The sequence below is a fragment of the Mesorhizobium sp. B2-3-5 genome (genome assembly GCF_006442395.1).
Classification (GTDB): domain Bacteria; phylum Pseudomonadota; class Alphaproteobacteria; order Rhizobiales; family Rhizobiaceae; genus Mesorhizobium.
The window spans coordinates 16,961-35,065 of the sequence record NZ_VFVX01000007.1 but is presented as its reverse complement, the minus strand read 5'-3'; the positions used below and the strand labels follow the sequence as shown (position 1 = coordinate 35,065).

Genomic DNA, 18,105 nt, shown 5'->3' with positions numbered 1-18,105 from the left:
GCCTCGCCGGTGCTCGAGCCGACGTCACAGCGCCGAAAGCGTTTCGGGCGTGGCGGGTGCGTCGAGTTTCGGTGCCGCCTGGAACAGCTGCGTCATGTCCCTCAGCGTCTGCGTGGTCCGGCCGGACAGCACTGGCGGCCTCTCGGCGGCGGCGTCGGCCGCAGCCTGATCCTCGCTCTTCTTCTGCGCTTCCGCCGCCTTGGCCGCGGTCTCCTCGTCGACGAACGGTTTGTCGATGCCGGGAATCGGCTTCAGGTCGATGTTCTGGTGCGCGTAGACCATCAGGCGCTGCCACACCATCGCTGGCAGCGAGCCGCCCGTCATGTTCTTGGTCGGGGTGAAGTCATCGTTGCCCAGCCACACCGCCGCCGTGTAGTTGCCGGTGAAGCCGACAAACCAGGCGTCGCGATAGGATTGCGTGGTGCCGGTCTTGCCGGCGACGACGATGTTGGGAATTTGCGCCCGCCGCGCCGTGCCCATCACCGGAACGGCCGCCAGCATCGTGTTCATGGATTTCAGCGCCTGCTCGGACAGAACGCGGTGCGGCGGCGGCGCGTCCTTGGTCCAGTCATACACCACTTCGCCGGTGCGGGTGACGAGCTGGGTGATGCCGTGCCTGGAACCGACGAAGCCGTTCTGCGCGAACACGCTATAGCCCGTCGCCTGGTCCATGACGGTCATGCCCGAGGTGCCGAGCACCATCGTCTTGTGCCCCTCGAGTGGGGACTCTACCCCCATGGCCTCGGCCATCGCCTTGATCGGAGCGATGCCGAGATGGTCCTTGGCCAGCCGCACCGGAACCGTGTTGATCGACTTGGCCATCGCCATCAGCAGCGTGATGTTGCCCGCCGACTCGCCGCTGTAATTGTGCGGCGACCAGCTGCCCCAGCTGATCGGGCCACCTGAGATGACGGAGTTGGGCGTGAAGCCATGCTCCATCGCCGTGGCGTAGACATAGGGCTTGAACGACGAGCCGGTCTGGCGGAGCGCCTTGGTGGCCCGGTTGAACTGGCTGGCGCCGTAGTCGCGGCCACCCACGATGGCGCGGACCGCGCCATTGGTCTCGATGACCACAACGGCGCCCTCGGTGACGTTGTACTCCTTGCCGAACTGACGCAGGTGGAACTCGACGGATTCTTCCGCCGCCTTCTGGATGTTGGCGTCGAAGGTGGTGTGCGCCACCAGCGAGTGCTGGCCGGGCTTGGCGATCTTCTTGACCTCGTCGAAGGCCCAGTCGAGGAAATAGTCGGGACTCTTCTGTTCGCCGCGGTCGACGACGTCGGCCGGATGCAGCCTTGCCTGCAGCACCTGGCCCTCGGTCATGAAGCCGGAATCGACGAGATTGGAGAGCACCACATTGGCGCGGGCGCGCGCTGCCGGCAGGTTGATGTGCGGCGCGTATTTGGTCGGCGCCTTGAACAGGCCGGCGAGCATCGCAGCCTCGGCGAGGTTCAGGTCCTTGACGCTCTTGCCGAAATAGAAGTCCGCCGCCGCCTCGATGCCGAATGTGCCGCCGCCCATATAGGCGCGGTCGAGGTAGAGCTGCAGGATTTCCTTCTTCGACAGATTGGCCTCGAGCCACAGCGACAGGAAGGCTTCCTTGATCTTGCGCTCGAACGTGCGCTCATTGGTCAGGAACAAGTTCTTGGCCAATTGCTGGGTAATGCTGGAACCGCCCTGGACGACAGAGTTCGCTCGCACGTTCTCGAAGATCGCACGCGAGAGGCCGAGCACGTCGATGCCGTAATGGTCGAAGAAGCGACGATCCTCGGTGGCAAGCACCGCCTTGATGACATGATCGGGCATCTCGTCGACCGGTACGGAGTCGCGCTGGATGATGCCGCGCTGGCCGATCTCGTTGCCGTAACGGTCGAGAAAGGTGACGGCGAAGTCACCCTGGGCGCGCCAGTCGCCGGCCGTATCCTGGAAAGCCGGAATGGCCAGCGCCAGCATCACCACCATGCCGCCGGCGCCAAGCGTGAAGCCCTCGCTCAAAAGTTCGATGATGCCGCGGCGCCAGCCCTTTAGCCGGAAGCGCCGCGAGAAGATCGTCGCCGCTTCCCAGAACTGGCGCGCCTTGAAGCCGATCTCGTAGAGCGAGGAATCAAGCCATGCGTCCAGCGCCAGAAGGCGGGAGGCGATCGGACCTCTTCTCTTGCGCGGTTCAGGACGGACCATTCAAAAACCCGGCTCGGCTGTGACGCGACCTGAAAACCGCAAGCGGGCAATTTCAGGGCGGCGCCCTGTCCTGACTATTCGTCCATTTTGCGCACGCTCACAAGGGCGGCGAGGACACAGCTGCGAGGTTTGTCGATGGAAAGGGCAGGGTAGCTGCCAAGCGGAGCGCCCGGCCGCCAGATTCTCGATCCGGCGGGCGGATGGGTGTCAGGCCGCTTCGCGCTTCAGCGCTTGCGCCATGCAATGGATGCCGCCGCCGGTCTTGGAGATTTCACCCATGTCGACGGCCGCGACCTCGAAGCCACGCGCCTTGAGCTGGCCGATCAGCGTCTTGCTGGAGGTCGGCGCGATCACCCGGTCCTTGCCGAGTGACATGAAGTTGCAGCCGAGCGCCATCGTGTCCTGGAAGGGAACGTCGATGATCTCGTGGCCCTTGCCCTTCAGCCAGTCGACGATGCCGGGCTCTGTGCAGGCGAGGCACACCGCGGTGAGCTTTTCGGCGATCGGCACCACCATCAGGTCGATATGGACGTAGTATTCGTCGATGAAGGCGATGCGCGTCTCCCAGCCTTCCCTCTCGAACCAGGCCTGCACCTGGCGCGCGCCTTCCTCTTGCGTGCGGGCGCCGCCGCAGCCGATCAGCACCACGCCGTCCTCGATGACGTTGAAGTCGCCGCCTTCGAAGGTGCCCGCCGTCACCATGTCGTAGATCGGGATGCCAAGTTTTTCATAGGTGCGGATGGCGGCATAGTTCTCGCCGCGCCGCCACCAGTTGGCCATGGCGGTGATGATCGCGCCATAAGGCGTCATGACGCTGGAATCGCGGGAATAGACCTGCATCGGCAGCTCCGGCGTCGGCTCGTGCCAATGGATGTTGACGCCGAAATGCTCATAGGCGGCAACCAGATCCTTGTGCTGAGCCTGCGCGATCTGGACGTTGCAGGGCGCCTCGCGCAGATGTTTCCGGGACAGCGAACTGGTCGACAGATGACGCAGGAAATTGGGCGAGCCGAGCAGCACGTCGGTCAGCTTGTCGGTTTCGTTGGCGAAGCCCCAGGCGGTCAGCGGCTTGGTGCCGCCGGCCGGATTGCGGCGCTGCAGGGAAAACGGTTCGGCGACGATGCGATCATGAACGGTCATGGGGGTTCTCCTCGTGGCTTGTTCTCAAGAGTGGATCGGGTCATGCATTGCTGGGATCCACCAGTCGCGACCGCGCGCGGTGGTGACATATTCCGGCCAGCGGAAATGGATCGGCGGTTCGTAGTCGCAGAGCGGCGCGATCCAGCTCGATCCACCAACACCGCCGCCGGTGCGGAAAGTGAACTCGTCCATCGCCTTGTCGCGCGCGGTTTTGTCCTCGAGCAGGCGGAGCGCGGCCAGCGCGACCGTCTTGGACGCGCAGGTGACCATTGGATCGATGGTCGCGGAGATGCCGCCGAGCGCGTTCATCACCCAAGCCGGGTAGGGGTGGCCATGTGCCGAACGCAGCGCCGGGCGGGCGACGTAGAACCGCGCGGTCGGCGCGTGCCAGCTCATGTCGGTGTAGTCGTCGGAGGTCGAATTGACCTGCGAGGGCGGCAGGTCGCGGCGCAGGATTGCCTCGGCTTGCCTGGGGTCGATCAGCCGCTCCAGTTCATCGATGAACGGGTTCTCGGTCGCGATACCGCCGGCATTGACCTGGATATCGCGCGCAATCGCCCTGGCGGCCGCGTCCCAGCGCGGCGTACCGACCGTCGACAGCGCATCGTAGGCGATCTCGGCCATGGCGTGATTGGCCAGCCCTGGGCGCGATTTCGACACCCAGTGCCGTTCGTAGCGGCAGCCGCTGATCGCGGCCGCGGCCTGCGCATTGCGGTCGAGCACGGCGGTCACCTGTTCGGCCATGCCGATGGTCGGCACGCGGATCATGTACTGGATCTCGGCCAGCCCCGCCGGCAGATTGTCGGCGGTGGCCTGGCCCGCGGTCAGGATCGCTTCGCTGATCGACCAGCCGCCCTGGTGCGGCAGCATGGAGTCGCGCAATGCCTTGGAGGCCATGTACATCGTCATCAGCGCGTCGTTGGCGCCGGGGGCGCGGACCGCCGAATGCGCCTGCGGAATCGGTGCGCCGTCGCCCGCGGCGCGTGCCCAGTTCTGAGGCTCGTCGCAGATGAAACGGTAGATCATGGCGTAGGCCGCGCCGCAATGCGTGTCCCAGCGGGCCGTGTTGCAGAGCGGCAGCATGTAGAAGGGATGGAAGGAGATCATGCCGGCAAGGCCATCATAATAGCCCCTGGCTGCGTGGATCGGCTTCGACCCTCGCACTTTCTCGGCCGGCTCGCCGGTGAAGCGGAGCGTGCCTGGAATGCCGTGTCGCTGCATGGCGGCCTTGGTGGCAAGCAGCCCACCGAGGCTTGCCATGCCGAGCCCCGAATGCGGGTCGGTGTGCCCGCCGGCCTCGACGCCAAGGCCGGGCCGGGGCTGCTTGACCGTCACCGCATCCTGGCAGTTGCCGGGCACGGCGTCATATTCGGCATACATGCCGATCGTCGGTCCGGCGCCGTTCGTCCAGTGGGCGCAGAACGCGGTCGGCATGCCGCCCGAGCCTTCCTCGACGGAGAAGCCCTCATGCTTCAGCCGCGCCACATACCATGCCGCCGACTGATATTCGCGCCAGGCGGTCTCGCCGAAATCGAAGATCGTGCGCGTCCATTGCGACAGAGAGGGCTGGATGCCATCGAGGCAGGCAAGTGCGGTCGCTTGCGCGGATGTCGTCACCGGTTTGTCCATGCTTCAAAGAAAGCAGTGAAGCGGCTTATCAAAAAGTGATATGTTTTCCCGGCTCGTGCAAATTCGGTTCACCTGAGGTCCCTTTGCGAATACCTTCGACGCAGGCGCTACGCGCCTTAGACAGCTTCGCCCGTCACGGCAGCATGTGGCGCGCCGCCGACGAACTCTGTTTGACCCGCAGCGCCGTCTCGCATCAGCTTCGGCTGCTGGAACGCGACCTCGGCTTCGATCTGCTGCAGCGCATCGGCAAGGGCGTGGCGTTGACGCCGCGCGGCCAGCGCTACGCCGCCGACGTGCGCAAGGCGCTGACAGTGCTCGGCGACGCGGGCACGCAAAACAGCGGCGCAGGCGTCGGCGGCTCCTTCGCCATCTCCTGCCCGCCGGGCTTCGCCTCGATGTTCCTGTGCTCCCATATCGGCGAGTTCCAGCAGATGTATCCCGACGTTGCGCTCTCGGTGCTGACGCCGCGGCGGCTCGACGACGTCAGCAATGCGGAAGCGGACGCCTTCATCGCCTTCGGCGTCGGCAACTGGCCGAACCGATCGGTGGAGCTGCTGTGCGAAGTCTTCTTCACGCCGCTCTGCAGCCCTACGCTGCTCAACAAGGTCGGCGGCTTTTCCAAGCCCGCCGACGTGCTGCGCGCCAACCTGCTCCATCTCGGCGACACCGAGGACTGGGCGCGCTGGCTGGCGTTGTCCAAGGTGGAAAATCCCGACACCGAAGGCGGCATCTTCTTTTCCGACATGAACCTCGTGTTCTCGGCGGCGGTCGCCGGCCAGGGCATTGCCATGGGTGACGAACTGACCGGTCGCCGGGCACTGAGCGAAGGCCGGCTGGTCAAGCCGTTCGAGGCGTCGGTCCCCTCGCCGCGGTCCTACTATCTGGTCTTCGAGCACGCCAAGGCCGGCCATCCGGTGCTCAATGCCTTCAGCGACTGGCTCAGGGCGAAGCTGTCGGAAAACAGGCTGGCGAAATATTGAGGCGGGGCGTTGAAACCGCCGACCGCCACCCGCCCATCTACCAGACGTGAATCAAATTTGCCGATCAGGCGAAAACTATTCGGTTGCGGTGAGCCGCGCGCCTGCCTACGATTTCATCCGAGACTGAGGAAGAGGCAGGATGCAGCAACCCGGCCGGGCGGCGGAAATCAAGGCGAACGGGATCGGCAAGAGCTTCGGCTCGTTCCGGGCGCTGGACAATTTGACGCTCGATATTGGTCGCGGCGAGTTCCTGACGTTGCTCGGCCCCTCCGGCTCGGGCAAGACCACCTTCCTGATGATCCTGGCCGGCTTCGTGCAGCCGACCGAGGGCAGGCTTTTCAGCGACGGCACCGACATCACCGATCGTCCGGCCGAACAGCGCGCCGCCGGCATGGTGTTCCAGGGCTACGCGCTGTTCCCGCACATGAGCGTGGAGCAGAACATCGCTTTCCCGCTCAAGGTTCGCAAGAAATCAGCCGCCGAGATCAAGAAGCGCGTCGGGGAGATGATCGAGCGCGTCGGTCTGGTCGGTCACGAGAAGAAATTGCCCGCGCAGCTCTCCGGCGGCCAGCAGCAGCGCGTGGCGCTTGCCCGCGCACTGGTGTTCGAGCCGGGCGTGCTCCTGCTCGACGAGCCGTTTTCCGCCCTGGACAAGAGCTTGCGCGGCCAGATGCAGGCCGAGATGAAGCGTCTGCATCAGGAAACCGGCACCACCTTCGTCTTCGTCACCCACGACCAGAGCGAGGCGCTGGCGCTGTCGTCGCGCGTCGCCATCTTCAACCACGGCAAATTGCTGCAGGTCGGCGCGCCGGACGAGGTCTATGACCGGCCGGCCAACCGTTTCGTCGCCGAATTCCTCGGCGAGATCAACATGTTGCCGCTGAAAGGCGTGCGCAGAGCCGACAACGGCGCCACCGGCCTGTGCGAGGACCGCGCCGTCAGCCTGCGCGGCAACCCCGGTTCCGTCGGTGGGAACGCCATACTGGCGATCCGGCCTGAATACATGTCCATCGCCGGCGAGGCTTCGGCCGGTGAGAACGGCGTCGCCGCGACAGCAACCAACTCGACCTATCTGGGCGCCGCGACGCGGCTCGATCTGACGACGAGGCAAGGCGCCAAGGTCACGGTGTCGGTGCCCAATGAAGTCGCCGCCGCCGCGCTCAGCAAAGGCAATTCCGTATGGCTGACCTGGCCGGCGGAAAAGGGTTTCCTCCTTCCGGACGGAGGGCAATGACGATCGGTGCGGCGAGACGTTCGCACACCACTTTCCGGTACTATCAACGACAATAAGGGGAACTGACATGACCAATGACACCAAGAAACAAGCCATCGCGAGCCTGTCCGCCAGGGCAGGCCGCGGCGAGATCTCGCGCCGGCAGTTCACGCAGCTTGCAGCACTCGTTCTGGCCGGCACGCCGATGCTCTTGCGCTCGACCGGTGCCTTCGCCGCCGCGAAGGAACTGGTGCTGGTGAACTGGGGCGGCGACGCCATCACCGCTTATGATGCCGCCTATGGCCAGGCCTTCACCAAGGAAACCGGCATCGTCGTCAAGATGGACGGCTCGGGTCCGACCGAGGGCGCCATCGCGGCGCAGTTCAAGAGCGGCGCGCCGACCTGGGACCTCGTCGACGTCGATCCGTTCTCGGCCATCACGCTCGGCGGCCAGGGCATGCTCGAGCCGATCGACTACACCATCGTCGACAAGAAGAAGATGCGTCCGGGCTTTGGCTGGGACTATGCCGCCTCGACCTATTTCTTCTCCTACATCATCGCTTATGATTCCGAGAAATACGGCAAGGACGCGCCGACCGGCATGGCAGATTTCTTCGACGTGAAGAAATTCCCTGGCAAGCGCTCGCTTTACAAATGGGGTGTTTCGAGCTGGGAGGCTGCCCTTCTCGCCGACGGCATCGCGCCGGCCTCGCTGTATCCGCTCGACCTCAAGCGCGCACATGACAAGATCGCCGCTTTCAAGGAAAACGTCGTCGCCTATTGGGGCGGCGGCGCCGAGAGCCAGAGCGTGCTGCTCAACGGCGAGGCCTCGATGGCTATCGTGTGGTCGACACGCGCCTCGCTGATCGAGCAGGACTCCGGCGGCAAGATCAAGTTCATTTGGGACCAAGGCTTGATCTCGCCCGGCGCGCTTGCCGTCCTCAAGGGCAATCCGGGCGGCAAGGACGCGGCCATGAAGTTCATCGCCAGCGCCCAGGACCCGCAAAAGCAGCTGATCATGTTCGACAAGCTGGGCCAGGGTCCGGCCAACCCCGCAGCCGACGCGCTGATCCCCGCCGACAAGAAGCGCATCAATCCTGTCGACCCGGAAAACATGAAGAAGCAGATCCCGCTCGACATGGACTGGTACGCCAAGAACTACGGGGCGGCGCTCGACGAATACACCAAGATCATCTCCGCCTGATCCAGGGCAGGGATGCGGTCCTCTCTTTCCGACAGGACGGGCGCGGCGCTGTTGATGGCGCCGCTGCTCCTGTTCCTTGTGCTGGCCTATGCCTGGCCTTTCCTCGGCGTCGTCAAATGGAGCTTCACGCTGCCGACGCCGGGGCTTGGGCAGTATGACGCGCTGCTCACCGACGATCTGGTGCAATCGGTGTTCGTCAGGACGCTGCGCATCGCGGCAATCGTCACCATCGTGTCGGTGGCCGCCGCCTATGCCATTACCCTCATCTGGGTGCGCGGTACGCCCGCGCAGCGCCTTATCGCCGAGTTCTGCATTCTCGTTCCCTTCTGGATTTCGGTGCTGACCCGCGCCTTCGGCTGGGTGGCGCTGCTCTCCAATCGCGGCCTGATCAACACCTGGCTGCAGGCGATCGGCTTCATCTCCGAACCGCTGACCCTGGTGCGCAATGAATTCGGCGTCATCGTCGGCATGACGCATTTCCTCATCCCCTTCGCCGTCTTTCCGCTGGCATCGGCCATGCGCAGCCTCGACGACCGCGTGCTTCTGGCGGCGCGCGGCCTCGGCTCCAGCCGCATGCGCACCTTCTGGTCGGTCTTCGTGCCGATGACCCGCTCCGGAATCATCGGCTCCGCCCTCATCGTCTTCGTCTTTTCGCTGGGCTTCTTCGTCACACCGGCGATCCTCGGCGGCGGCCGCAGCGTCATGGTGGCCGAACTCATCTATCTCAGGATTTTCCAGAGCCCGGATTGGGGACTGGGCGCTGCGATCAGTGTCGTGCTCGTGCTGTTCGTCGGCGCGCTGATGGCGCTGCTGTTCCGCTATATCAGGCCGAAGCAATTGGTGTAGCCGAGATGCCGACCTATCGTCCCGGACCCGTCTCGCTCGTCATCGCCGCCTTCGTGGCGCTGTTCCTGCTGATGCCCCTGCTGGCCGTCATCCCGGTTTCGCTGACGCCAAGCCGCATGCTGGCGATGCCGACGGGTGAACTGTCGCTGCGTCACTACCGCTCGCTGATAGAGGATCCGCGCTGGATCGACTCGATCCTGCTCTCTATCCGGATCGGCGTGGTCAGCAGCGCTTTCTCCACCGTCTTGGCGCTATGCTTCAGTCTCGGCGTCTGGATGTTCCAGCCGCGCTTCACGGCAGCGCTCGTCGGCTTCGTGCTGCTGCCCATGGTGGTGCCGCCAGTGGTCTCGGCGATCACGCTCTACTTCCTGTTGACCTCGATCTCCGGTTTCAGCTCGTTCTTCGGCTATGATACCTGGCTTGGCGTCGCCATGGCGCACTCGGTGATGACGGTGCCTTTCGCCACCGTGCTGATGCTGGTGTCGCTCAGTCAACTGGACAGGCGCATCGACTTAGCCGCCCGGGGCCTCGGCGCCACCGTGTGGGAGCGCGCCACCCGCGTCATCATGCCCAACATTAAGTTCGGCATCATCACCGCGGCGTTGCTGTCCTTCGTGCTCTCCTGGGAAGAGATCGGCGTCACCTTGTTCATCACTTCGGTCAACGCCATCACCTTGCCGCGTCTGATGTGGATGGGTTTGCGCGACAACATCGATCCGGCAATCGCTGCATTGTCCGTGATTCTGATCATCATCACCGTGCTGGTGCTGGCGGTGCGCAGCTTCATTGTCAGGCTGCGCGCTGTCTGATCGGCGTTCTGGTGCAGTCGTATTTTCGAGATCATCGGCATCCATCATCCTGGTGACGAATCGCCATCGTCTTCGCGTGGCGAACCGCTATATGTGGCAGGGCATGCAAGGCATGGGCGGGCTTGGAAAAGCATGTCCATGGCGACGAGTTGAGGAAAACGACGATGACCGCGCCAGGCGATTTGCAGCAGGCCCTTTTTCTGAGACTGAAAAGTGATGCGTCACTGTCGGCATTGCTGGGCGGTGCCGGTCTGCTCGAACGGCCGACCGACAATGCCGCTTTCCCGTATGTGACCTGTGGCCAGACCAGTGCCTTTGACTGGGACACGGGCGTCGAAAACAACGACGATCAGTTGATCACGCTGCATGTCTGGTCGAAAGCTCATGGCGATGCCGAAACGCTTGCCATCATGGACGCCATCAAGGCACGCCTTGCCGACGCGGTGTTGGTGATAGGCCCCCGCGGCCAAACACGGCTGTCGCTTGAGTTCACCGAAGCCCGCTATGACGAGGAGCTCCTTGTGCATCACGGGCTGCTGCGGTTTCGGGCGCTGACGCAGGAAAATGCCTGACGCGCTTTCAATATGACTGAAACGGAGTCTAGACTGACGTCTGCGTGATTTTGTCGGGTTGGGGCGTCGAAATCGCGATCGGTCGCCGCGCGTTTCAGGGGTGTAGCGGACATGGTTTTTGTATCGATCACCGTTCATTTCACGTTCAGCACCGAAGCGTTACAACGCCGGTCATGAAAACGCTCCGCTCCCATTTCCGAACCGCGACCCTGGCGCTTTGTGCTGCCGGGCTGTTTGCGTCGCAGGCAATGGCGATGCAGGTCATCGCATACGACCAGGCCACCCCGATCGTCCTGGCAGCGTCGGATTGCTACGCGATCGGCCTGCAGGTGGCCTCGCAGAATGGCGGAACGCTGGCCAAGGCCTCGCAGTCGACACGTGGTGGCCAACCGGTCTGCGTCATCGTCGTGCTGGTGCCTGGCAAGGACGGACAGCGACCGCGCCGTTCCGAGATTGTCGTTCCGCAGAACTGACCCCTGCCGTTTCCCAGGCCGCGGGAATCGGCCTATATCTGAGCCGAATACTTCAACAGGTATCGATCTCCGCATGCGCGTACTGGTCGTCGAGGATGACAAGGATCTCAACCGGCAGATAGCGGACGCGCTGGTCGACGCCGGCTATGTCGTCGACCGTGCCTTCGACGGCGAGGAAGGTCATTTCCTCGGCGATACCGAACCTTACGACGCCGTCGTACTCGATATCGGCCTGCCGCAGATGGACGGCATCAGCGTTGTCGAGCGCTGGCGCCGCGGCGGCCGCAAGATGCCGGTGCTGATCCTGACCGCGCGCGATCGCTGGAGCGACAAGGTCTCCGGCATCGACGCCGGCGCCGACGACTATGTCACCAAGCCGTTCCATATCGAGGAGGTGCTGGCGAGGGTCAGGGCGTTGATCCGCCGCGCCGCGGGCCACGCTTCGTCCGAACTGACATGCGGGCCGCTGCGCCTCGACACCAAGGCCTCGAAGGCCGATGTCGACGGCGTGCCGCTTAAGCTGACCTCGCATGAATTCCGCCTGCTTGCCTATCTGATGCACCATATGGGCGAAGTCGTATCGCGGACCGAACTGGTCGAGCATCTCTACGATCAGGATTTCGACCGCGATTCCAACACCATCGAGGTCTTTGTCGGGCGGCTGCGCAAGAAGATGGGCATCGACATGATCGAAACCGTGCGCGGCATGGGCTACCGCATGCGTGAGCCGGAGGCGTAACTCGGAACCGCTCAAACCAACCGCAAGGACGCCGCTTTCGCTGCGTTTGTGGCCGCGTTCGCTGACGTTCCGCGTGATCGCCTTTTCCACCGTGTGGGCGATCCTGACCCTTGTCGTCATCTTCACCCTGATCACCACGCTCTATCGCCAGGCCAGCGAACGCGGTTTTGACAGCCTGCTTTCGGCGCATCTGTTCAACCTGATCGGCTCCGTCGGTGTTTCCGACACAGGCGCTCTCACCGGCGCTCCCGACCTCGGCGACCTCAGGTTCTCGGAGCCGAATTCGGGCTGGTACTGGTCGGTCGAGCCCGCTTCGGAGGGCGTGCATGGCGAGCTTCATTCGTCCTCGATGACCACATCGATCCCGTCGCCGAGCGTTGCTGAAGTGCCGTTCAACGCCAGCTTCCAGCGCAGCTATGCGGCCGAAGGCATCGACGGCGAGCAACTGGTGGTGTTCGAGAGCGAGTTCGTCCTCGATGCGAAGAACCGCGCCGCGCGCTTCCGCGTCATGGGCAACAAGACCGAACTGGAGCAGGAGATAAGCACCTTCCAGCGCCGCTTGCTGACCTATCTCAGCCTGTTCGGCATCGGCATGATCGCCATCAACGCGATCGCCATCCTGCTCGGCCTGCAGCCGCTGCGCAGGGTCCGCAACGCGCTTGCCATGGTGCGCGAGGGCACCGCGCAGAGGCTTGACGGCCGCTTCCCGGCCGAGATCGAACCATTAGCCAACGAAACCAATGCCTTGATCGAAAACAACAAACGCATTGTCGAGCGCTCGCGAACCCAGGTCGGCAATCTCGCCCACTCGCTGAAGACGCCGCTCGCGGTGCTGCTCAACGAAGGCCGCGCGCTTGGCGGCGCCAAGGGACAATTGATCGCCGAGCAGGCCGCTTCCATGCAGATGCAGGTCGACCATTACCTGCAGCGCGCCCGCGTCGCGGCGCAACGCGACAGCGTCGTCTACCGCACGCCGGTGGCGCCGCTGGTGCAGCGCATGGTGCGGGTTCTGCAGAAGCTCCACCCGCGGACCAGCCTGTCGCTGTCGCTGCCGGCCACCGAGATCGTCTTTGCCGGCGAGCGCGAAGACCTCGAGGAGTTGCTCGGCAATCTTCTCGAAAATGCGATGAAATGGGCGAAGAGTGCCGTCGCGGTCTCGGTCGTGCCCTTGGTCAGCAAGGATGAGAGCCTGTTCGAGATCAGCATCGAGGATGACGGACCGGGCATTCCCGAGGACAAGGCGCGCGAAGCCCTGAAGCGGGGACGACGCCTCGATGAGACAAAGCCCGGGACAGGTCTGGGCCTCGCCATTGTCGCCGACCTCGTCAACGAGTATGGCGGCGTCCTGGCGCTGGAACGGTCCGGCATGGGCGGATTGAAGGCGGCGGTGCGATTGCGGAGCCTTCAGTGATGCTTTCCAGGGCCAATCGACACCGATGGGCGGCGCATGGTATGGCGGCGTATCGATTGATCCCGGAGTGGCCGGCGGTGGCCAAATTTCCGACAAATATCAACACTATGGCCACGCCCACTTCTCCGATGACGCGGCCCCCGGCGCATCCATGGCAGGCTCCAACTCAAGAGAACCGGTTGTTGGCATGAAGATTCGCGTCGCGCTTGTTTCCGCACTGCTGGCCGTATCCGGCTGCACCACCTTGAGCGGCAAGGGTCCCACGGTCGCGCCGACACCAGCCTCGACGCCTCCGTCAACCGGCAAGGTCACCAAGTCGATCATTTCGGCGATGGGCGGCGGCCTCGTCGGCGGGTCGATCGGCAATGGCCTCAGCGACGCGGAGAAGCGCAGCGCGCTGGAGGCTGAATATAAGGCGCTCGAATACACGGCGAGCGGTCAGAAGGTGACGTGGAAGGGTGATCAGGCTTCGCATTTTGGGGAGGTGGTTCCAGCCCAACCCTATCGGGTCGGCTCGCAGGACTGCCGCCAGTACACGCAGACCGTCTTCACCGGCGGAGCGGGCGTCACGGCCCGCGGAACAGCGTGCCGCAATGCCGACGGCAGCTGGACACCGCTGACCTGATCCCGATCGGCTTCGGTGGAAGCCGGCCGGTTGATGTCGATCAAGGACATTCGGCGCGCGTGCCGTCAAAGCGTCGCAGGATGTCTGTGTTGGCAGGGCAGGGCTCTGCCGTTATTGGAAGAACCATGCTGTTCTGGGTCATAGCCGCAATACTGACGCTGGGTGCGAGCCTGGCGGTGCTGCTGCCGCTGGCCGGCGGGTCCAGGGGCGCGTCGTCGAGCGGCGATCACGATCTGGAAGTCTATCGCGATCAATTGTCCGAGCTTGACCGCGACGCCGCGCGTGGCTTGATCCAGCCGGCGGAAGCGGCCGAGGCGCGCGCCGAGATCGCGCGCCGCATCCTTCGCCTGGACAGTGCGGATCAAGCCGGCAAGACATCAGCCAGGCAGGCGTCGGTCACGGCAAGGCTGATCGCGACCATGGCCGTGCTGGCGGTGCCGCTGGTCAGCTGGGGTCTTTACAGCCAGATCGGTTCGCCTGACCTGCCGTCGCAGCCGCTCAGCGAGCGGCTGGCCAAGAATCCGGCCGACAGTTCGGTCGACGAATTGGTGGCGCGGGCCGAAGCCCACCTTGCCGCCAATCCTTCCGATGGCAGGGGATGGGAGGTTCTGGCGCCGGTCTATCTGCGCATGCAGCGCTTTTCCGACGCTGTGGCCGCCTACCGCAACGCCATCCGCCTCGACGGCGACAGCGCCGTCCGCCAGGCCGGCCTGGGCGAGGCAGTCGCCGGTGCGGCCGGGGGCGTTGTTTCCGCCGATGCCCAGGATGCCTTCGAGGCGGCGCTGAAGCTCGATCCGGCCAACATGAAGGCCCGCTTCTATCTCGCCATGGCTTTGGCGCAGGAGGGGCGCAACAAGGAGGCGATCACGGCCTGGCAGGCAATGCTGGGCACGTTGCCACCGGATTCGCCATGGCGCGGCGCGGTCGAACAGGCACTGGCCAAATCCGGCACGCCTGAAGTTGCCTCCAGCGCCGCCGCGAAAGGCCCTGATGCCGCGGAGATCGACGCCGCGTCCTCCATGTCGCCGCAGGATCGGGAAGCGATGATCAACACGATGGTCGCAAGCCTCGACGAGAAATTGCGTCAAAATCCGCGTGATGCGGAAGGATGGATGCGGCTCGTTCGTTCCTACGTCGTGCTGGGCAAGGCCGATCAGGCGCGCGATGCTCTGGGGCGCGCCATCGCCGTCTTTGGCGCCGGCAGTGACGAGGCCAAGAAATTCACCGCCTTCGCCGCGTCGCTCGGTCTGACGGCGACGGAGTAGAACGTGTCATGACACGCAAGCAGAAACGATTGTCGGTCATTTTGGGAGGATTGGCCTTCCTGGCCGCCGCCACGGGACTGACCTTCTACGCGCTTGGCCAGAAGGCCTCCTATTTCTACATGCCGGCCGATCTCACCACCGCCAGCGTCCAGCCCGGCCAGCGCATCAGGCTGGGAGGGTTGGTCGAAAAAGGCACGATCCAGCGCGGGCAGGGCGCGACAGTCGCCTTTTCAGTCACCGACACGCATAAATCGGTCAAGGTCACCTATACCGGCATCCTGCCTGACCTCTTCCGTGAAGAGCAGGGCGTCATCACCGAGGGCACCTTCGGTCCGGATGGCGTATTCGTTGCCGATAGCGTTCTGGCCAAGCATGATGAGCGTTACATGCCCAAGGAAGTGGCCGACGGCCTCAAGGCCAAAGGTGTGTGGCAGGAGAGCAAGAGTGAGTAGCTCCGGCAGGAGAGCAAGAGTGAACTGCGCGCATGGTTGAAACCGGACATTTCGCCCTGGTCCTGGCGTTTGCGCTTTCCTTGGTGCAGACGATCGTGCCGCTCTTTGGCGCGCGCCTGAACAACCAGCGCCTGATGGCCGTCGGCGGCCCCGTCGCGGTGACCGGCTTTGCGCTGACGGCGCTGTCCTTCGCAGCACTTGCGAGTGCCTACGCGAGTTCCGATTTCTCGGTGGCGAACGTCTGGGAAAACTCGCATTCGCTGCAGCCGCTGATCTACAAGATCACCGGAACCTGGGGCAATCACGAAGGCTCGATGCTGCTCTGGGTGCTGATCCTGACCTTCTTCGGCGCGCTTGTCGCAGCTTTCGGCTCGAATCTGCCAGCCACGCTGCGCGCCAACGTGCTTGCCGTTCAGGGCACGATCGGTGCCGCCTTCTTCCTCTTCATCCTGGCCACGTCCAATCCTTTCATCCGGCTCAATCCAGCGCCGATCGAGGGTCGCGACCTCAACCCGGTCCTGCAGGATCTCGGCCTCGCCATCCATCCGCCGCTGCTCTATCTCGGCTATGTCGGTTTCTCGATCTGCTTTTCCTTCTCGGTCGCTGCCCTCATCGAGGGCCGCATCGATGCGTCCTGGGCGCGCTGGGTGCGGCCGTGGACGCTGGTCGCCTGGATGTTCCTGACCGGCGGCATCGCCATGGGATCATACTGGGCCTATTACGAACTGGGCTGGGGCGGCTTCTGGTTCTGGGATCCGGTCGAGAACGCCTCTTTCATGCCGTGGCTGGCGGGCACCGCGCTTTTGCATTCGGCCATCGTCATGGAAAAGCGCTCGGCCTTGAAGATCTGGACGCTGCTGCTCGCCATCCTCACCTTCTCGCTGTCGCTGCTCGGCACGTTCCTGGTGCGTTCGGGCGTGCTCACTTCAGTGCATGCCTTTGCCACCGATCCGACGCGTGGCGTCTTCATCCTGTGTATCCTGACGCTGTTCATCGGCGGCTCGCTGGCGCTGTTTGCGCTGCGTGCCTCGAGGTTGACGGCCGGCGGCCTTTTCCACCCGATCTCGCGCGAAGGCGCGCTCGTCCTCAACAACCTGTTCCTGACCACGGCGACCGCCACCGTGCTCGTCGGCACGCTCTATCCACTGGCATTGGAGGCACTCACAGGCGACAAGATCTCGGTCGGCGCGCCGTTCTTCGATCTGACGTTCGGCCCTTTGATGCTGCCGCTTCTGGTCCTCGTGCCGTTCGGGCCGTTGCTGGCCTGGAAGCGCGGCGACGTCATCGCCGCGTCGCAGCGCCTGATGGCCGCCTTCGCCCTGGCGCTGGCGGCGATGCTGGTCACCGGTCTGTTCATCGACGGGGCGTCGGTATTCGCCGCCCTTGGCATCGGCCTTGCCGTCTGGCTGGTCACCGGCGCGCTCACCGACCTTGCCATCAAGTCAGGCGTTGGATCGGTTGCCCCGGCCGTTATGGTCAGGCGCTTCGCCGGCCTGCCGCGCTCGGTCTTCGGGACGGCATTGGCCCATCTCGGCCTCGGCCTGACTTTGCTCGGCATCGTCGCCACGCTCTCCTTCGGTACCGAGAAGATCCTGACCATGCGCGCCGGCGAGACCGTGGAATTGTCAGGCCATACGCTGCGTTTCGTCGGGCTGTACCCTGCCCAGGGTCCAAACTACAGCGAGGATCGCGGCCGTTTCGACCTGATCGGTGTCAGTGGTAGTCCGGTCGGCGAAATAAGCTCCGCCAAGCGTTTCTATCCGGTCCGGCAGATGACGACGACGGAGTCCGGCATCAAGACGCTTGGTCTTTCCCAGCTCTACATTTCCCTCGGCGATGAGGGCAAGGACGGCTCGGTCGTGGTGCGTCTGTGGTGGAAGCCGCTGGTGACACTGATCTGGGGCGGCGGTCTGACGATGATGGCGGGTGCGGCTATGTCGCTGATGGACAGGCGTCTGCGCGTCGGCGCGCCCTCGCGGCGTCGCAAGCAGGCGGTGGCGCCGGCGGGCCTGCCATGAAACCCAGGCTTTCCCTGACCTCGATTGTCCTGCTGCTGGCACTGGTCTTCGCCGGTGCCGCGCACGCGGTGAAGCCCGACGAGATGCTGGCCGATCCGGCGCTCGAGGCGAGGGCCCGGGCTCTGTCGGAAGGCCTGCGCTGCATGGTCTGCCAAAACCAGTCGATCGATGAATCCGATGCGGACCTTGCCCGCGATTTGCGTATCCTGGTGCGCCAGCGCCTCGTCGCCGGCGATAGCGACCAGCAGGTGATGGACTATGTGGTTTCGCGTTACGGCGAGTTCGTGCTGTTGAAGCCACGCTTCGACCTGCGCAACGCGCTGCTTTGGGGCACGCCTGTTCTTTTGCTCCTGGTGGGCGGCATGTTTATCGCCCTGAACGCCCGCTCGCGTCGGAAGCTGGCGACAAAATCCCTCTCCGCCGACGAACAGGCGGCGCTGGACGCGATTCTGCGCCGCGACTGACAGGCAAGGTCGTCTGGCCGCCAGGACAGCCCGCCAACATTACCAAAGTTTCATGCGTCGGAAATGGCGTTGTAATGTGCGCCGCTC

Annotated in this window: 17 protein-coding genes; 14 read left to right on the top strand and 3 right to left on the bottom strand. The window is 64.2% G+C overall.

Annotation, left to right across the window (positions count from 1 at the left end; translation table 11 throughout):
• Positions 1-24: 24 nt before the first annotated feature.
• From FJ958_RS10695 to FJ958_RS10685, 3 genes are all read right to left on the bottom strand, one after another.
• Positions 25-2,178, bottom strand: coding sequence for a penicillin-binding protein 1A (locus FJ958_RS10695; protein WP_140742305.1), 2,154 nt, complete (start codon positions 2,176-2,178; stop codon positions 25-27).
• Positions 2,179-2,385: 207 nt separating this feature from the next.
• Positions 2,386-3,318, bottom strand: coding sequence for a dimethylarginine dimethylaminohydrolase family protein (locus FJ958_RS10690; RefSeq protein ID WP_140742303.1), 933 nt, complete (start codon positions 3,316-3,318; stop codon positions 2,386-2,388).
• A 24-nt stretch (positions 3,319-3,342) separates the two neighbouring features.
• The gene (locus tag FJ958_RS10685; RefSeq protein ID WP_181176361.1) at positions 3,343-4,947 is read right to left on the bottom strand and encodes an amidohydrolase; all 1,605 of its coding nucleotides are present in this window, start codon (positions 4,945-4,947) and stop codon (positions 3,343-3,345) included.
• A gap of 83 nt (positions 4,948-5,030) precedes the next feature.
• Here FJ958_RS10685 and FJ958_RS10680 point away from each other — a divergent pair, with 83 nt between their 5' ends.
• From FJ958_RS10680 to FJ958_RS10615, 14 genes are all read left to right on the top strand, one after another.
• Positions 5,031-5,927 (top strand): LysR substrate-binding domain-containing protein, encoded by an 897-nt coding sequence (locus FJ958_RS10680; RefSeq protein WP_140611217.1) that lies wholly within the window; start codon positions 5,031-5,033, stop codon positions 5,925-5,927.
• A gap of 139 nt (positions 5,928-6,066) precedes the next feature.
• Entirely contained in the window at positions 6,067-7,161 is a 1,095-nt protein-coding gene (locus tag FJ958_RS10675; protein WP_140693576.1) for an ABC transporter ATP-binding protein, read from the top strand.
• Between the two features lie 67 nt (positions 7,162-7,228).
• Complete coding sequence (locus FJ958_RS10670; protein ID WP_140742299.1) at positions 7,229-8,344, top strand: ABC transporter substrate-binding protein; 1,116 nt, start codon at positions 7,229-7,231, stop codon at positions 8,342-8,344.
• A 12-nt stretch (positions 8,345-8,356) separates the two neighbouring features.
• Positions 8,357-9,190, top strand: a complete 834-nt coding sequence (locus FJ958_RS10665; RefSeq protein WP_140742297.1) for an ABC transporter permease — start codon at positions 8,357-8,359, stop codon at positions 9,188-9,190.
• A gap of 5 nt (positions 9,191-9,195) precedes the next feature.
• A complete protein-coding gene (locus FJ958_RS10660) occupies positions 9,196-9,999 on the top strand; it encodes an ABC transporter permease (protein WP_140742295.1) in 804 nt (267 codons plus the stop codon).
• 164 nt (positions 10,000-10,163) lie between these two features.
• Complete coding sequence (locus FJ958_RS10655) at positions 10,164-10,571, top strand: DUF3168 domain-containing protein (RefSeq protein ID WP_140742293.1); 408 nt, start codon at positions 10,164-10,166, stop codon at positions 10,569-10,571.
• 173 nt (positions 10,572-10,744) lie between these two features.
• A complete protein-coding gene (locus FJ958_RS10650; protein ID WP_140742291.1) occupies positions 10,745-11,044 on the top strand; it encodes a hypothetical protein in 300 nt (99 codons plus the stop codon).
• Positions 11,045-11,117: 73 nt separating this feature from the next.
• A complete protein-coding gene (locus tag FJ958_RS10645; RefSeq protein WP_056563567.1) occupies positions 11,118-11,783 on the top strand; it encodes a response regulator transcription factor in 666 nt (221 codons plus the stop codon).
• Positions 11,767-13,194: an ATP-binding protein gene (locus FJ958_RS10640; protein ID WP_140742289.1), complete on the top strand. Its 1,428-nt coding sequence runs from the start codon at positions 11,767-11,769 to the stop codon at positions 13,192-13,194. The genes FJ958_RS10645 and FJ958_RS10640 overlap by 17 nt, the downstream gene beginning before the upstream one ends.
• 187 nt (positions 13,195-13,381) lie before the next feature.
• On the top strand, positions 13,382-13,819 hold the full coding sequence (locus FJ958_RS10635; protein ID WP_140742287.1) for a hypothetical protein: 438 nt from the start codon (positions 13,382-13,384) through the stop codon (positions 13,817-13,819).
• A gap of 125 nt (positions 13,820-13,944) precedes the next feature.
• The gene (gene ccmI / locus FJ958_RS10630; protein WP_140742285.1) at positions 13,945-15,084 is read left to right on the top strand and encodes a c-type cytochrome biogenesis protein CcmI; all 1,140 of its coding nucleotides are present in this window, start codon (positions 13,945-13,947) and stop codon (positions 15,082-15,084) included.
• An 8-nt stretch (positions 15,085-15,092) separates the two neighbouring features.
• Positions 15,093-15,536 carry a cytochrome c maturation protein CcmE gene (gene ccmE / locus FJ958_RS10625; RefSeq protein ID WP_140742283.1) on the top strand — a complete coding sequence of 148 codons (444 nt, stop codon included), beginning with the start codon at positions 15,093-15,095 and terminating at the stop codon, positions 15,534-15,536.
• Positions 15,537-15,568: 32 nt separating this feature from the next.
• Positions 15,569-17,554, top strand: coding sequence for a heme lyase CcmF/NrfE family subunit (locus FJ958_RS10620; protein WP_140742281.1), 1,986 nt, complete (start codon positions 15,569-15,571; stop codon positions 17,552-17,554).
• Positions 17,551-18,018 carry a cytochrome c-type biogenesis protein gene (locus FJ958_RS10615; RefSeq protein ID WP_140742279.1) on the top strand — a complete coding sequence of 156 codons (468 nt, stop codon included), beginning with the start codon at positions 17,551-17,553 and terminating at the stop codon, positions 18,016-18,018. Before FJ958_RS10620 ends, FJ958_RS10615 begins: the two co-directional genes overlap by 4 nt.
• Positions 18,019-18,105: the final 87 nt, after the last annotated feature.

Coding starts and splice junctions, on each gene's coding strand:
- FJ958_RS10695 (WP_140742305.1), bottom strand. CDS start 2,178: ATGGTCCGTCCTGAACCGCGCAAGAGAAGAGGTCCGATCGCCTCCCGC.
- FJ958_RS10690 (WP_140742303.1), bottom strand. CDS start 3,318: ATGACCGTTCATGATCGCATCGTCGCCGAACCGTTTTCCCTGCAGCGC.
- FJ958_RS10685 (WP_181176361.1), bottom strand. CDS start 4,947: ATGGACAAACCGGTGACGACATCCGCGCAAGCGACCGCACTTGCCTGC.
- FJ958_RS10675 (WP_140693576.1), top strand. CDS start 6,067: ATGCAGCAACCCGGCCGGGCGGCGGAAATCAAGGCGAACGGGATCGGC.
- FJ958_RS10670 (WP_140742299.1), top strand. CDS start 7,229: ATGACCAATGACACCAAGAAACAAGCCATCGCGAGCCTGTCCGCCAGG.
- FJ958_RS10665 (WP_140742297.1), top strand. CDS start 8,357: ATGCGGTCCTCTCTTTCCGACAGGACGGGCGCGGCGCTGTTGATGGCG.
- FJ958_RS10660 (WP_140742295.1), top strand. CDS start 9,196: ATGCCGACCTATCGTCCCGGACCCGTCTCGCTCGTCATCGCCGCCTTC.
- FJ958_RS10655 (WP_140742293.1), top strand. CDS start 10,164: ATGACCGCGCCAGGCGATTTGCAGCAGGCCCTTTTTCTGAGACTGAAA.
- FJ958_RS10650 (WP_140742291.1), top strand. CDS start 10,745: ATGAAAACGCTCCGCTCCCATTTCCGAACCGCGACCCTGGCGCTTTGT.
- FJ958_RS10645 (WP_056563567.1), top strand. CDS start 11,118: ATGCGCGTACTGGTCGTCGAGGATGACAAGGATCTCAACCGGCAGATA.
- FJ958_RS10635 (WP_140742287.1), top strand. CDS start 13,382: ATGAAGATTCGCGTCGCGCTTGTTTCCGCACTGCTGGCCGTATCCGGC.
- ccmI (WP_140742285.1), top strand. CDS start 13,945: ATGCTGTTCTGGGTCATAGCCGCAATACTGACGCTGGGTGCGAGCCTG.
- ccmE (WP_140742283.1), top strand. CDS start 15,093: ATGACACGCAAGCAGAAACGATTGTCGGTCATTTTGGGAGGATTGGCC.
- FJ958_RS10620 (WP_140742281.1), top strand. CDS start 15,569: ATGGTTGAAACCGGACATTTCGCCCTGGTCCTGGCGTTTGCGCTTTCC.
- FJ958_RS10615 (WP_140742279.1), top strand. CDS start 17,551: ATGAAACCCAGGCTTTCCCTGACCTCGATTGTCCTGCTGCTGGCACTG.